The 15,242-nt window shown below is 66.8% G+C and carries 12 protein-coding genes and 2 tRNA genes (1 of these 14 running past the window's edge); 2 read left to right on the top strand and 12 right to left on the bottom strand.

What is annotated here, in order from left to right; genetic code table 11:
* From RT282_RS06565 to rnr, 12 genes are all read right to left on the bottom strand, one after another.
* A complete protein-coding gene (locus RT282_RS06565; RefSeq protein ID WP_313313976.1) occupies nucleotides 1-843 on the bottom strand; it encodes a DMT family transporter in 843 nt (280 codons plus the stop codon).
* 76 nt (nucleotides 844-919) lie between these two features.
* Nucleotides 920-2,749: a translational GTPase TypA gene (gene typA / locus RT282_RS06560; protein ID WP_312758705.1), complete on the bottom strand. Its 1,830-nt coding sequence runs from the start codon at nucleotides 2,747-2,749 to the stop codon at nucleotides 920-922.
* Nucleotides 2,750-2,769: 20 nt separating this feature from the next.
* On the bottom strand, nucleotides 2,770-3,771 hold the full coding sequence (gene truB / locus RT282_RS06555; protein ID WP_312305764.1) for a tRNA pseudouridine(55) synthase TruB: 1,002 nt from the start codon (nucleotides 3,769-3,771) through the stop codon (nucleotides 2,770-2,772).
* Entirely contained in the window at nucleotides 3,768-4,145 is a 378-nt protein-coding gene (gene rbfA / locus RT282_RS06550; RefSeq protein WP_312305761.1) for a 30S ribosome-binding factor RbfA, read from the bottom strand. The genes truB and rbfA overlap by 4 nt, the downstream gene beginning before the upstream one ends.
* 3 nt (nucleotides 4,146-4,148) lie before the next feature.
* Entirely contained in the window at nucleotides 4,149-6,977 is a 2,829-nt protein-coding gene (gene infB, locus RT282_RS06545) for a translation initiation factor IF-2 (RefSeq protein ID WP_312758701.1), read from the bottom strand.
* A gap of 24 nt (nucleotides 6,978-7,001) precedes the next feature.
* A complete protein-coding gene (nusA, locus tag RT282_RS06540) occupies nucleotides 7,002-8,489 on the bottom strand; it encodes a transcription termination factor NusA (protein ID WP_312305756.1) in 1,488 nt (495 codons plus the stop codon).
* Between the two features lie 87 nt (nucleotides 8,490-8,576).
* Nucleotides 8,577-9,170 (bottom strand): ribosome maturation factor RimP, encoded by a 594-nt coding sequence (rimP, locus tag RT282_RS06535; protein WP_312758698.1) that lies wholly within the window; start codon nucleotides 9,168-9,170, stop codon nucleotides 8,577-8,579.
* A gap of 194 nt (nucleotides 9,171-9,364) precedes the next feature.
* Nucleotides 9,365-9,739 (bottom strand): thioredoxin family protein, encoded by a 375-nt coding sequence (locus tag RT282_RS06530; protein WP_313312756.1) that lies wholly within the window; start codon nucleotides 9,737-9,739, stop codon nucleotides 9,365-9,367.
* Nucleotides 9,740-9,772: 33 nt separating this feature from the next.
* Nucleotides 9,773-11,035 carry a cytochrome c gene (locus RT282_RS06525; RefSeq protein WP_313313973.1) on the bottom strand — a complete coding sequence of 421 codons (1,263 nt, stop codon included), beginning with the start codon at nucleotides 11,033-11,035 and terminating at the stop codon, nucleotides 9,773-9,775.
* Between the two features lie 62 nt (nucleotides 11,036-11,097).
* Nucleotides 11,098-11,724 (bottom strand): c-type cytochrome, encoded by a 627-nt coding sequence (locus tag RT282_RS06520; protein WP_313313970.1) that lies wholly within the window; start codon nucleotides 11,722-11,724, stop codon nucleotides 11,098-11,100.
* 103 nt (nucleotides 11,725-11,827) lie between these two features.
* On the bottom strand, nucleotides 11,828-12,592 hold the full coding sequence (locus RT282_RS06515) for an SDR family oxidoreductase (RefSeq protein WP_313312755.1): 765 nt from the start codon (nucleotides 12,590-12,592) through the stop codon (nucleotides 11,828-11,830).
* 71 nt (nucleotides 12,593-12,663) lie between these two features.
* Nucleotides 12,664-14,937: a ribonuclease R gene (gene rnr / locus RT282_RS06510; RefSeq protein WP_313312754.1), complete on the bottom strand. Its 2,274-nt coding sequence runs from the start codon at nucleotides 14,935-14,937 to the stop codon at nucleotides 12,664-12,666.
* Between the two features lie 19 nt (nucleotides 14,938-14,956).
* Here rnr and RT282_RS06505 point away from each other — a divergent pair.
* Nucleotides 14,957-15,041: transfer RNA gene (locus RT282_RS06505), tRNA-Leu, on the top strand.
* 154 nt (nucleotides 15,042-15,195) lie between these two features.
* Nucleotides 15,196-15,242, top strand: a tRNA-Leu gene (locus tag RT282_RS06500); it runs 138 nt beyond the window's last position.

Genomic DNA, 15,242 nt, shown 5'->3' with positions numbered 1-15,242 from the left:
TCATTGTTGTTGCTCCTTCCATCCAAGCAGTTCGTTGAAAACCAGTGCGGCGATGACCAGCGTGCCGCCCATCAAAACGGCGGCCGCCGGCTTCTCGCCCGCGCCCACCCAGGTCAGCAGGATGCCGAAAATGACCTCCAGCAGGCCCAGCAGGGCAATCTCGGGCGCCTTGAGCACGCGCCCGCAATAAACCACCAGCACGCAGGGGATGGCCAGCTGCACCAGGCCCAGCAGGGCCAGCAGCGCCAAGTCGCGCCCCGAAGCGGCAAACGGCAGCGCCCAGGGCAGCGTGGCCAGCGCCGACAGCGCCGCGCCGATGAACACCGCCGGCACCAGGTCCACCGCGTGGCCCTGCGTCTGGGCGCGCTGCACCACCGTCCAGTTGACGGCGGCGGCCACCGGAATGCACAGCGCCACGGCCAAGCCCAGGGGTGACAGGTTGCCAACCTCGGCTCCGTACATCCAGACGATGCCGGCGCCCGCCATGGCAATGGCGCACCAGGTGCGCGGCGCAATGCGGTGCCCGATGAACACCCGCGCCAACAGGGCGGTGAGCAGTGGCCCGGCGGCCATGGTAACCAGCACGTTGGCCACGGGCATGAGGGTGATGCCGACCATGAAGGCGGTGAACATCACGCTCCAGCACCCACCCGACAGCCACAGCGGCGCGCTGGCGCGCAGCACCGGCGCGAAGGCCGCTCGCCCGCGCAGGGCGGGCAGGATCACGGTCAGCGACAGCAGCATGAAGAAGCTGCGCCAGAAGGTGATCTCGAAGCTGCGTGCCTGCTCCAGGTGGCGCGTGACGACGCCGGCGATCGACCACATGAGCGCGGCGGCAGCCATCAGCCAGACCGCGCGGCCATGCGTGAGGCCGGCGGGCGTGGTGGCAGGAGGAACGGTCAGCGTGCCGTCCACGGCATCAGGCGCTTTCGCGGCTGGCGCGCTTGCGCTCGTGTTCCTTCAGGTGGCGCTTGCGCAGGCGGATGCTCTTGGGCGTGATCTCCACCAGCTCGTCGTCCTCGATGAACTCCACACCGTACTCCAGCGTCAGGTCGATGGGCGGCGTGATCTTGATGGCGTCTTCCTTGCCGCTGACGCGGAAGTTGGTCAGCTGCTTGGTGCGCGTGGCGTTCACCACCAGGTCGTTGTCGCGGTTGTGCACGCCGACGATCATCCCTTCGTACACCGGGTCGCCGGCCTTGACGAACATGCGGCCGCGGTCGTCCAGCTTGCCCAGGGCATAGGTGAAGATCTCGCCATCGTCCATGCTGATCAGCACGCCGTTCTTGCGCCCGCCAATGTCGCCCTTGTGCGGCTCGTAGCTGTCGAAGATGTTGCTGATCAGGCCCGAGCCACGCGTCAGGTTCAGGAATTCGTTGGTAAAGCCGATCAGGCCGCGCGCCGGGATGCGGTATTCCAGGCGCACGCGCCCGCGGCCGTCCGGCTCCATGTTCACCAGTTCGCCCTTGCGCTCGCCCAGGGCCTGCATCACGCCGCCCTGGTGGCCTTCCTCGATGTCGGCGGTGACCAGCTCGATGGGCTCACAGCGTTCGCCATCGATGTCCTTGAAGACCACGCGCGGCTTGCTGACGGCCAGCTCATAGCCCTCGCGGCGCATCTCTTCCAGCAAGATGGTCAGGTGCAGCTCGCCGCGGCCGGCGACCTCGAACACACCGTCCTCGTCGGTTTCCTTCACGCGCAGCGCCACGTTGGAGCGCAGCTCCTTTTGCAGCCGGTCCCAGATCTGGCGGCTGGTGACGAACTTGCCTTCGCGACCGGCCAGCGGCGAGGTGTTGACGGCGAAGTTCATGGTCAGCGTCGGCTCGTCGATCTTGAGCATGGGCAGCGGATTCGGATTCGCCGGGTCGGTCAGCGTCTCGCCAATGCCCACGTTCTCAATGCCGTTGATAAGCACGATCTCGCCCGGGCCAGCTTCGCTGACCTGCACGCGGTCCAGGCCCTGAAACTGGTGGATCTGGTTGACGCGGCCCTTGTAGCTGTCGCCGTCCACGCCGTGCATGACCAGCACATCCTGGCCGGCCTTCAGCACGCCCGAGTTGATGCGGCCCACGCCGATGCGGCCCACGAAAGTGGAGTAGTCCAGCGCCGAGATCTGCAGCTGCAGCGGCGCGCCGGCATCGCCGCCGGCCACGGGCACATGCTTGAGGACGGTGTCGAACAGCGCCGACATGTCCTCGCCCCACTGCTCGCCCGGCTGACCCTGCTCCAGCGCACTCCAGCCGTTGATGCCGGAGGCGTAGACCACGGGGAAGTCCAGCTGCTCGTCGGTCGCGCCCAGCTTGTCGAACAGGTCGAAGGCGGCGTTCACCACCTTGTCGGGGTTGGCGCCAGGCTTGTCCACCTTGTTGACCACCACGATGGGCTTGAGGCCCAGGGCCAGGGCCTTCTTGGTCACGAAGCGCGTCTGGGGCATGGGGCCTTCCTGCGCGTCGATCAGCAGCACCACGCCGTCCACCATGGACAGCGCACGCTCCACCTCGCCGCCGAAGTCCGCGTGGCCGGGCGTGTCCAGGATGTTGATGTGCGTGCCCTTCCACGAGGCGGCGCAGTTCTTGGCCAGGATGGTGATGCCGCGCTCACGCTCGATGGCGTTGTTGTCCATGACCGTGTCCACGACTTTCTCGTGGGCGGCAAAGGTGCCCGACTGGCGCAGCAGCTGGTCCACCATGGTGGTCTTGCCATGGTCGACGTGGGCAATGATGGCGATGTTACGGATTTGTTTGCTCATAACGTTGGTGCTGTCTGTGTTCAATGTGCCGCGCTCAAGGGGGTGTTGTGATCGGCGCGCGGCGCGCCTTGAAGGATTTGCTGGATCTCCAGCGGGCTGAGCAACCGGTCGGGGATCAACTCGCCGCCGCGCACGTGGGCCACGCCCAGCAGTGCGTGCGGCTGCTCGGCGTACACCGCCACGGCCGGCGCGTCGGGCCAGGGCCCGCGCCGGCGCAGCCCCGACAGGAAGCGGCCGGCCTCCTGCTCGTCCAGCGTGATGGTGGCGTGGCCGGCCAGCAGTGTCTGCGCCGGCTGCACCTGGGCCAGGCGCTGGTCCTCGTCCATGGCCTGCAGCTGCTCCAGGGTGATGCAGCGCTCCACGCCGAGGCCGCCGGTGTCAATGCGCCGCAGAAACACCAGGTGCGCGCCACAGCCCAGGGCTTGGCCGATGTCCTCGCCCAGCGTGCGGATGTAGGTGCCCTTGCTGCAGGTCACTCTTATTTTGATAGCTGCTTGCGCTTGATCTGTCTGCGTTAGAGCCAGATTCAGCTTGAAAATCTCGACATCGCGCGCGGGCCGCTCCACCTCCAGACCGGCACGCGCGTATTCATACAGCGCGCGCCCATCCTTCTTCAGGGCGCTGTGCATGGGAGGCACCTGGCGGATGGGACCAGTGAACTGCGCCTGCACGGCGGCCAGCCGCTCGGGGGTGAGCTGGGCCGGGTCGACCTGGCGCTGCTCGCGCACCTGTCCTTCAGCGTCGCCCGTGGTGGTGGTGGTGCCCAGCAGGGCGATGGCCTCGTACGTCTTGGGTGCGTCCAGCTGCAGGGCGCTGAACTTGGTGGCCGCGCCAAAGCACAGTGGCAGCACGCCCGAGGCCAGCGGGTCGAGCGTGCCGGTGTGCCCGGCCTTCTCGGCGCGCAGCAGCCATTTGGCCTTTTGCAGGGCGTCGTTACTTGACAAGCCCAGGGGCTTGTCCAGCAGCAGCACTCCGTGCACCGGGCGCCGCTGCACCCGGATGCGGGGAGCGCGCGTGGTCATCGTTCGTCGTCGTCCTTGGAACGCGAGGCCACGGCGCGCGCGATCAGCGCGTTCATGTCGGCCGCGCGCTCGGGCGTGCGGTCGTACACGAAGTGCAGCGTGGGCACGGTGTGGATATGCAATCGCTTGAACAGGCCGTTGCGCAGAAAGCCCGCGGCCTGGTTCAGCGCCTCCTGCGTGCCGTCGGCATCGCCCACGAGCACGCTGAAGAAGACCTTGGCGTGCGCGTAGTCGGGCGTGACCTCCACGGCCTGCAGGGTGACCATGCCGATGCGCGGGTCCTTCAGCTCGCGGATCAGTTCGGTCAGATCACGCTGGATCTGGTCCGCGACCTTGAAGCTGCGATTGGGCGTGGAGGACTTCTTCGCTGCCATGGCTTACAGGGTCCGCGCGATTTCCTTGATGTCGAAGAACTCCAGCTGATCACCCTCGCGGATGTCGTTGTAGTTCTTGAGCTTGATACCGCACTCGAAGCCTTCGCGCACTTCCTTGACGTCGTCCTTCATGCGGCGCAGCGATTCCACCTCGCCCGTGTAGATGACCACGTTGTCGCGCAGCAGGCGGAAGCGTGCATTGCGGTGCACAAAGCCCTGCGTGACGTAGGAGCCGGCCACCGTGCCAATCTTGGAGGCGACGAACACCGTGCGGATCTCGGCCATGCCGATGATTTCCTCGCGCTGCTCGGGGGCCAGCATGCCGGACATGGCCACCTTCAGCTCTTCCACGGCGTCGTAGATGACGCCGTAGTAGCGCAGGTCCACACCATGCGCTTCGGCCAGCTTGCGCGCGCCGGCATCAGCGCGCACGTTGAAGCCGATGACGATGGCCTTGGAGGCCAGTGCCAGGTTCACGTCGGACTCGCTGATGCCGCCCACGCCGGCATACACCAGTTGCACCTTGACCTCGTCGGTCGAGAGCTTGACCAGCGACTGGCCCAGAGCTTCCTGCGAGCCTTGCACGTCCGCCTTGATGATGATGGGCAGGTGCTGCACCTCGCCCGCCTGCATGTCGGCGAACATGTTCTCCAGCTTGGCTGCCTGCTGCTTGGCCAGCTTGGTGTTGCGGAACTTGCCGGCACGGTAGGTGGCGATTTCGCGGGCACGGCGCTCGTCGGCCAGCACCATGAAGTCGTCGCCGGCCTGGGGCACTTCGGTCAGACCCTGGATTTCCACCGGGATGGACGGGCCAGCTTCCTTGCTGGAGCGGCCGTTCTCGTCGGTCATGGCGCGCACGCGGCCATAGGTCTGGCCAGCCAGCACGATGTCGCCGACCTTGAGCGTGCCGGACTGCACCAGAACCGTGGCCACGGGGCCGCGGCCCTTGTCCAGCTGCGCCTCGATGACCAGGCCCTTGGCCAGAGCGTCGACCGGGGCCTTGAGCTCCAGCACCTCGGCCTGCAGCAGCACCTGCTCCAGCAGCTCGTCGATGCCCATGCCGGTCTTGGACGACACCGCCACGAAGGGCGAGTCGCCGCCGTATTCCTCGGGCACCACTTCCTCGGCCACCAGCTCCTGCTTGACGCGCTCGGGGTTGGCCTCGTGCTTGTCGGACTTGGTGATGGCGACCACGATGGGAACACCCGCCGCCTTGGCGTGCTTCACGGCTTCGCGGGTCTGCGGCATCACGCCGTCGTCGGCCGCGCAGACCAGGATGACGATATCGGTGGCCTGGGCACCGCGGGCACGCATGGCGGTGAACGCCTCGTGGCCGGGGGTATCCAGGAAGGTGACGATGCCGCGCGGCGTCTCGACGTGGTAGGCGCCGATGTGCTGTGTAATGCCGCCGGCCTCGCCCACCGCCACCTTGGAGCGGCGGATGTAGTCCAGCAGCGAGGTCTTGCCGTGGTCCACGTGGCCCATGACGGTGACCACCGGTGCGCGCGACACGGCCTCGGCCTGATGGCCGGAGACTTCCTCGGCGGTGAAGGCTTCCGGATCGTCCAGCGCCGCCACCTTGGCGGTGTGGCCCATTTCCTCGACCACGATCATGGCCGTGTCCTGGTCCAGGGGCTGGTTGATGGTGACCATCTGGCCCATCTTCATCAGCACCTTGATCAGCTCGGAGGCCTTGATGGCCATCTTGTGCGCCAGCTCGGCCACCGTGATGGTCTCCGGCACGTGCACTTCGAGGGCGCGGAACTCCGCCGGCGCTGCCGCCTGGTGGCGCTGGTCGTCGCGGTCGCCACGGCGTCCGCGCGGACCGCCGCGCCAGCTGCTGCGGCCCACGCCGCCGCTGCTGTCGCCGCGGGTCTTGATTTCCTTCTTCTTGGCCGGATCACCCGCCCAGCTAGAGGACAGCTTGGCGGATTTCACTTCCTTGCCGCCCGCGGGCGCTGCACCGGGGCGTGCGCCCGCAGTGCCAGCCGCCGGCTTGTGCAGCGTACCCTTCTTGGCATCGGCGCCAGCGGCTGTCTTGGCGGCGGCGGCAGGCTTGGGCTCTTCGGGCTTCTTGGCCACCAGCACCTTGCGCGGCGCAGCCATCATGGCGCGGATAGCCTCGGCCTCGGCCAGGGCCTTGCGGCGGCGATCCTCCAGGTCGGCCGCGCGAGCTGCCTCCTCGGCGGCGCGCGCCTGCGACTCGGCTTCAGCCTTGGCACGGGCTTCGGCCTGGGCACTGGCACGGGCCTCGGCTCCGGCCTCGGCCTCGCGGCGAGCTTCCTCGCGCTCGGCGGACTCTTGCGCCTTCTTCTCGGCCTGCTGGGCCGCGTAGGCCGCGGCGCGCTCCTCGGCTTCGCGCTCGCGCTGCTCACGCTGCTCGCGTTCGGCACGCTCGGCAGCCAGGTCTGCCTCCTGGCGGCTGATCAGCTCGGCCTGGCGGCGCACTTCCTCGGCGCGGCGGGCCAGCTCCTCCTGCTCCTCGGTGGAGGGGGCTGCCGGAGCCGGGGCGGCTTGCGCCTCGGCTGGATCGTCGCGGCGGATGAAGGTGCGCTTCTTGCGGACCTCCACCTGGATGGTGCGGGCGCGCCCGGAGGCGTCGGCCTGCTTGATCTCGCTGGTGGACTTCTTGGTCAGCGTGATTTTCTTGCGGTCAGCGGCAGACGTGCCGTGGCTGGCCTGCAGGTGGGCCAGCAGTGCCTGCTTGTCACCCTCAGTCAGCGCATCGGTGGTGGACGTCTTGCTCACGCCAGCCGATTCGAGCTGGGCCAACAGGGTTTCAGGCGACTTTTTGAGTTCGGCTGCGAACTCGGCGACAGTGTTACTCGACATATGTGTTTCGATCTCCCCTGACCTTTATTCCTGCCCCGCAGCGAACCAGTGCTCGCGCGCCTTCAGGATCAGCGCCTTCGCCTCGTCTTCGGACTGCCCGGTCAGCTCGGTCAGCTCGTCGATGGCCAGATCGGCCAGGTCGTCACGCGTGTTCACGCCACCGGCGGCCAGCTTCTCGATCAGCTCGGGCGTCAGGCCTTCCAGTTCGCGCAGATCCTGCGAGACGCTGCCCACGCTTTCTTCGCGGGCGATTTCCATGGTCAGCAGTGCATCCTTGGCGCGCGAGCGCAGCTCGCCCACCGTGTCTTCGTCGAAGCCTTCGATCTCCAGCATTTCCGACAGTGGCACGTATGCCACCTCTTCCAGGCTTTCAAAGCCTTCGGAAATCAGGATATCGGCGACTTCTTCGTCCACGTCCAGGCGCTCCATGAACAGCTGGCGCAAGGCGCTGCTTTCCTCGGCCTGCTTCTGTGCGGACTCGGTCGCGTCCATGATGTTGATCTTCCAGCCCGTCAGGTCGGAAGCCAGGCGCACGTTCTGCCCGCCGCGGCCGATGGCGATGGCGAGGTTTTCCTCGTCCACCACCACGTCCATGGCGTGCTTTTCCTCATCGACCACGATCGAGGACACGTTGGCCGGCGCCAGCGCGCCGATGACGAACTGCGCCGGGTCGTCCGACCACAGCACGATGTCCACGCGCTCGCCGGCCAGCTCATTGGTGACGGCGTTCACGCGAGTGCCGCGCACGCCCACGCAGGTGCCAATGGGATCCACACGCTTGTCGTGCGAGAGCACGGCGATCTTTGCACGGCTGCCCGCATCGCGCGCGCAGCTCTTGATCTCCAGCAGGCCTTGCTCGATCTCCGGCACCTCGTTGCGGAACAGCTCCATCATGAACTCGGGCGCCGAACGCGACAGGATGATGGGAGCGCCGCGCAGGGTCAGGTCCACATCCATGATCATGGCGCGCACGCGGTCGCCGTTGCGCAGGTTTTCCTTGGGGATCATCTCGCTGCGGCGCAGGCGGCCTTCCACGCGGCCGCTCTCGACGATGATGTCGCCCTTGTCCATGCGCTTGACGGTGCCGGTGAAGATCTTCTCGCCACGGCTCATGAAGTCGTTAAGGAGCATCTCGCGCTCGGCGTCGCGGATCTTTTGCAGGATGACCTGCTTGGCCGCCATGGCGCCGATGCGCCCGATGGGAACGGAGTCCACCGGTTCTTCGATGTATTCGCCCACCTCGATGCCGGGCACGCGGTCCTGCGCGTCCATGAGCATCTCTTCGGCTTCGGCATTCTGAAGGCCGGCGTCGTCGGGCACCACCAGCCAGCGGCGAAAGGTCTCGTACTCACCGCTGTCGCGGTCGATGGACACGCGGATGTCCACCTCGCCTTCGTACAGCTTCTTCGTGGCTTGTGCCAGCGCGGATTCCACCGCACCCAAGACCACGTCACGCTCCACGTTCTTCTCGCGCGAAATGGCATCCACCAACATCAACAATTCGCGGTTCATGCAACGACTCTCCTGTTTTTCGTTCCTGCGGGCCGCCAGCTCGACTGTGCGTCGCGGCCACCCGGCTTAAATCTCTGTTCGTCCGTGTCAGTCCGCAGCGGCGGCGCCGTCCTTGGCGCCGCGGCCCTTGAAGTTCACGATGGGGGCCAAGCGCGCCTCGCGCAGCTCGTCCAGGGTGAAGCCCAGCACCTGGACCGGTGCTGGCGGCCGCTTCTTGCTCACGCGCTGGCCGGGTTTGGGCGGGGGTTCGTCGCTCCAGACGATCTGCCAGCCGCCGCTTTCGGCACGCTCCAGCGCGCCGCGGAATTTCTTTCGGTTGGCCGCCACCGCGCCTCCCGCCGCCGCGCCGATGGGCTGCTTGAGCGTGAGATCCACCACCTCGCCTTCGAAACGGATGAAGTCCTGCTCGTGACGCAACAGGCGGTCGATGCCTGGCGATGAGACTTCGAGGCGCGCATAGTCCACCCCATCGACCTCCAGGGCGAATTGCAGTTGGCGCGTGACTTTCTCGCAGTCTTCGACGGTGATGAATTGCTCGGGCGCCGGCGGCGCGTCGACTTCGGGCGCCGTCCAGGGCATGTCGATGGTGATGCGCAGCAAGCCTCCGGCGGAGCGCTCAATCTCCACCAGGTCATACCCCAGCCCGGTCACGGTCTGTTCAACGATTTGCTGCAATGCCACGTGTCTGCGCTCTACCCTGTGTGATTCCAATCCGGCGGCCAGACCGGCACAAAAAAAGCCGCGGCCAAAAAACAAACGCCAAAAAAAAAGGGCGGTGAATACCCGCCCGTTTGGTCGTGAAGCGCGTATTGTATCCGTGATTGCAAGGCTCTGTAAAGGTGCGGCGGCATGCATCTTGCATGGCGCCGACGCTCCTAGCGGCTGTCCAGCACCCGCTGCAACAGCGCCTGGGCGGCTGCGTCCGCCCCTGTCCCGCCCTCCCCGGCCTGCAGGCTGGCCACCATACGCGTCAGCACCGGGGCTTGCGGCAGCACCGGACCGAAGAACCGCACGCGCCCCTGTCCGGCCACGAGGATGGTGGGGAAGGTCTCGACGTCCAGGTCGCCAACGATGTCCTCCTCGTCTTCCACGTCCACCCAGGCCGTGTGCAGAGCCGGCTGCTCACGCACCAGGGTGTCGAACGCGGCGCGGAACTCCCGGCATACGCCGCACCATTGGGCGCAAAAGCACACCACCCACCAGACCTGGTCCCGTGAAGCCTGCAGCGCCGTAGCGGCCTGGCTGCCCATGTGCGATCGATCTCCTGGACGTGGTAATGAAGTCTATGGTCCGCGCCGCTCGCGGGCGCGGTGGACCGCCATGGTATCTACTTTGCCGGCCTCGTTACCCCAGGCATTGCGAATGAAGGACAGCACATCGGCCATGTCTTGGTCGCTCAAGGTCTGCATGAAGGGCGGCATGCCGAACGGCCTGGGATTACCTGCCGTCGCCGGCGCGTAGCCTCCCTGCAACAGCACCCGCACCAGATTGGTGGGATCGTGCAGCAGCACGGCACGGTTGCCGGCCAGGGCGGGGAAGGCCTGTGCCTGACCCTCGCCCTGACTGCCATGGCACTCGGCGCAGTGCCGGTCATACAGCTGCTCACCTCGCTGCAGCTCGGCCTGGGAGGGCCTGATTGCGTTACCCGTGGCCGTGGCCTGGCGCTGGGGCAACGCCTGCAGCCAGGCCACGGCCGCGCGCATGTCGACCTCGCTCCAATGCTGCAAGCTGTGGAAGACCACGTCGGCCATGGGACCGGACACGCTGGCGCGTGGGGACACACCCGTTGTCAGCAGGGCCACTGCCTCATCCGGCTCCCAGCCGGCCAAGCCCGCCTCGGACGCCGCGTCCAACGCCGGCGCATACCAGTTTTGCCCGGCAACCATGCCCCCCTGCAGCGGCGCCCACGCCTGCGACGCGCCCCAGGCATTGCGCGGCGTGTGGCAAGCCGCGCAGTGCCCCAGCCCCTGAACCAGATAGGCACCGCGGTTGAGTCGCGCCTGCTGCGGAGCATCGGCAGCACCAGCGGGCACTACGATCGAAGCGCGCGAGGCCGCAGGGCGGAAGAACAGCGCCCGCCATACGGCCAGCGCCGCTTGCGTATTGAACGGGAAACGCAGCGCATGGGGCCGGCTGGCGTTGTCCACTGGTTCCAGACTTTGCAGATAGGCAAAGATGGCGTCGGAATCCTCGCGCGTGACCAGCGTGTAGTTCGGATAGGGAAACGCTGGGTAGAGCAGCCGCCCATCGCGCGACCGGCCGTTGTGCATAGCGCGCCAGAACTCGGCGGCCGTCCAGCCGCCCAGGCCGGTCCCGTCGTGCGGCGTCAGGTTGGGAGCGAAGATGGTGCCGAAGGGTGTTTCCACGCCTTCCCCGCCCGCATAGTCGCGTCCACCCCGCGCGGTATGGCAGGCGATGCAGTTGCCGACACGCGTCAGATACTGCCCGCGTGCGATCACCTCGGGCGTCGCCGGCACGGCCACTTGCAGAATGGGCAGTGGCGCTTCTCCCAGCCGGTTGAGCAATGTGACCAAGGCCACGGCCATCGTCAGCAGACTGACCACAAAGACGGCCACAACCCAGGGCCACCTCCTGCGAAGCAGGCCTGTCATTGCGCGGCCCCTTGTCCCGGCACGCCACCGCAGCGCAGCGGCATGGCTTCAGGCAGCTGCCGTGCCGGGACGGCTCCAGCGGGCACCGGCTGCGCCGCCAGCCAAGCTGCGACAGAGCGCACGTCCTGCAGGCTCAATTTGCTTGCGACGGCGGCCATGCAGTCGGGCGACTGCGCATGACGCTGCCCTGTCTGCCAGGCACCCAGCTGGCTGCCCACGTAGTCGCGTGACAGGCCTAGCAGACCCGGTAACCAGGGGGCAGCCCCCATCAGCGACGCACCATGGCAGCTCACACAAGCCGGAATATCGCGACCCGCGTCGCCGTGCTGTACCAGCAGTCGCCCGCGTTCCAGCTCCTGCGGCAGCACCTGCGTAGCGGGCGGCTGGGCATAGGGCAATTGCAGGCTGGCGAAATGCTGCGCGATCTCCTGGAGATAGTCGTCAGTCAGGTGCTCGAGCAAATAGGACATCTGCGGGTAGCTTCGCCGCCCGTCACGGAAGTTGAGCAGCTGGTTGTACAGATAGCCTGCCGGCTTGCCAGCGATGCGCGGGAAATAGCCTTGCGGCGTGGCCCGGCCCTCCTTGCCATGGCACGCCGTGCATGCCAGCACCCGTCCCTGCATGTCATCTGTTCGCCCCGCCGCTGCCGGCTGGGCCAGAGCGGGCTGCGCAAGCAGCAGCCACAGCGCACAGGCCAACGCCGCGCGCCAGCCCCTCCATGTCGACTCAACCACGTCCGACAAATGGCATCTTGGTCGCCATGACGGTATGGAACAGCACATTGGCGCCGAGCGGCAGATTGGCCATGTACAGCACCGACTGTCCCACGATGTCCACGTCGATCATGGGCTCGGTTGCAATGGCGCCATGCGCCTGCAGCACCCCCTGGGTCATGCGCTCAGCCAGTTCGGTATGGGCATTGCCCACGTCGATCTGCCCCACCGCAATGTCCCAGGCACGCCCGTCCAGCGAGGCCGTCCTGGTCAGGCCCATCACGGCATGCTTGGTGGCGGTATAGGCAATCGAATGGGGACGCGGCGCGTGCGCCGAGATGGAGCCGTTGTTGATGATGCGCCCGCCGCGCGGCGACTGCGCCTTCATGACGCGAAAAGCATTCTGGATGCCGTAGAACATGCCGTTCAGGTTCACATCCACCACGCTCTTCCACTGCTCCACGCTCAGCTCGTCCAGCGGCACGGCGGGCGCACCGGTGCCCGCGTTGTTGAACAACAGATCCAGACGGCCAAAGTGCTGCACCGTGCGATCGAACACCTCGCGCACGGCGGCCGGGTCGGTCACGTCGGCCGGCGCAACCAGCACGCGCGCACCGGCCTCCGACTGCTGCGCCACCACCTGCAGCGGCGGCTCGCGCCGCCCGACCAAGGCCACACTCCAGCCCGCACCCAGCAAAGCCAGCGCCGCGGCCCGTCCTATGCCGGTGCCTGCGCCGGTGATGAGGGCAACGCCCGGCTGTACGTCCACTCTGGACATATCCAATCTCCTTGCTTCTTGTGCGTGATGCTCTTGTCATGCCCGCTGGGGTGCGGGCCGTCTGCCGCATCCTAGCCGCGTTGGCGTGCGCCGCCTTTGCCAGGCTTTTTGCCACCGACGCGAGCGGCCTTGCCTGCCGGCTCGGCCTTCGCACCCCGGGCTTTTTCCTTGCGTGTGCGACCAACGTCCTCCGCACCAGCACCGTTGCGGCGCTTGCCCGCATCGCGGCCCTTGCCGTCCCCTGCTTGAAGGGCCGACAGCTCGTCGTGCACCAGGCGGAAGTCAATGCGCCTGCCATCCAGGTCCACCCGGCTGACCTGTACGCGTACGCGCGCGCCTATGCCGTAGCGGATGCCCGTGCGCTCGCCGCGCAGCTCCTGGCGTGCCTCGTCGTAGCGAAAGTACTCTCCGCCCAGCTCCGTGATGTGCACCAGCCCCTCGACGTACAGCGCGTCCAGCGTCACGAAAATGCCGAAACTGGTCACCGCGCTGACCACGCCGCCGTATTCCTCGCCCAGGTGCTCGCGCATGTACTGGCACTTCAGCCAGGCCTCTACGTCGCGGCTGGCCTCGTCGGCCCGGCGCTCGTTGGCGCTGCAATGCAGGCCTGCCGCCTCCCAGGCCTGGGTCTCGCGCGTGCTGGCGGCACCAGGCGTCTTGCGCGGGCGCTGCGTGGGAGCGGCGGCCCTGGCCGCCAGGCGCTTGGCGAGCTTGAACTGCGCCTCGCCCGGCGTCGGCAGCGCCGGCAGCACGTACTTGGAATTGCCCAGGATGGAGCGGATGACGCGGTGCACCAGCAGGTCCGGGTAACGGCGGATGGGGCTGGTGAAGTGGGTGTAGGCCTCGAAAGCCAGGCCGAAGTGGCCGCTGTTGATAGGCGTGTAGATGGCCTGCTGCATCGAGCGCAGGAGCATGGTGTGGATCTGCTGGGCGTCCGGGCGATCCTTGGTGGCCTCGGCGATGGACTGGAACTCCCCGGGCCGCGGCTCGTCGCCCACCATGATGCCCACGCCCATGGCCTTCAGGTAGCCGCGCAGGATCTCCAGCTTCTCCGGCGTAGGGCCTTCGTGCACACGAAACAGGCCGACGCGCTTGCCCTCGCCGATGAAGTCGGCGCTGCAGACGTTGGCGGCCAGCATGGCCTCTTCGATCAGCCGGTGCGCCTCGGTGCGCACGCGCGGCACGATCTTGTCGATGCGCCCGTTGTCATCGCAGACGATCTGCGTCTCTGTGGTTTCGAAGTCCACCGCGCCACGCGCATGGCGTGCGGCCAGCAGCGCACGGTACACGTCATGCAGGTTCAACAGATCACCCACGCGCTCGTGGTAGTGCGCCGCCTCCGGCCCGCGGGTATTGGCCAGAATGGCCGCCACCTCGGTATAGGTAAAGCGCGCATGGCTGCGCATCACGGCCGGGTAGAACTGGTAGGCATGCACCTCGCCCTTGGCGTTGACCAGCATGTCGCAGACCATGCACAGGCGCTCGACATGCGGGTTCAGTGAGCACAGCCCGTTGGAGAGCTTTTCCGGCAGCATGGGGATGACGCGCCGCGGGAAGTACACGCTGGTGGCGCGGTCGTAGGCATCCACATCGATGGGACTGCCCGTCTCCACGTAGTGGCTGACGTCGGCGATGGCCACCAGCAGTCGCCAGCCCTTGCCGCGGCCCACGCGGGCCGGCTCGCAGTACACGGCGTCATCGAAGTCGCGCGCGTCCTCGCCGTCGATGGTGACCAGGGGCACGTCCGTCAGGTCCACGCGCTGGCGCTTGTCCTGCGCGCGCACTTTGTCGGGCAGGGCCTTGGCCTGCGCCAGGGCGGCCTCGGAAAACTCATGCGGCACGCCGTACTTGCGCACGGCGATCTCCACCTCCATGCCCGGATCGTCCACCTCACCCAGCACCTCGACCACCCGACCCACGGGCTGGCCATACAAGGCCGGCGGCTCGGTCAGCTCGACCACGACCACCTGGCCGGCATTGGCCGTGCCGGTGGCGCCCTTGGGGATCAGCACGTCCTGGCCGTAGCGCTTGTCTTCCGGAGCGACCAGCCAGACGCCGCTCTCCTGCAACAGGCGGCCGATGATGGGCTGGCGCGGACGCTCGACGATCTCGAGCACACGGCCCTCAGGCCGGCCGCGGCGGTCATGGCGCACGACGCGCACACGGACCCGGTCCTTGTGCAGCACGGCACGCATTTCGTTGGGCGGCAGGTAGATGTCCTGGCCATCGTCGTCCGCAATGACGAAGCCGTGGCCGTCGCGGTGACCCTGTACGCTGCCCTCGATCTCATCGGAGGAAACTTTTTGCGCGGAAGTCACGCTGGCGTGTTTTTTTTGGTTGTACAATCTCGTTCTTTCCTGAAATGCCCAGGTGGCGGAATTGGTAGACGCACTAGTTTCAGGTACTAGCGCTGAGAGGCGTGGAGGTTCGAGTCCTCTCCTGGGCACCAAGTTTAACGAGAACCCGCAAGAGTTCCGGCAACAAAAGCCGCTTCATCCGTGAAGCGGCTTTTTTGTTTGCAGCGCCCACCGCACATAAAAAATTTTTGCGAAACTTTCCGGAAGCGCCAAAAAAGCATCCTATACTCGCGGCTTCCCTGAAATGCCCAGGTGGCGGAATTGGTAGACGCACTAGTTTCAGGTACTAGCGC

This window comes from Pulveribacter sp. (assembly GCF_032079985.1).
Classification (GTDB): Bacteria; Pseudomonadota; Gammaproteobacteria; order Burkholderiales; family Burkholderiaceae_C; genus Melaminivora.
Note: the sequence above shows the minus strand (reverse complement) of the source record. Positions and strands in the feature narration are given on the sequence as shown.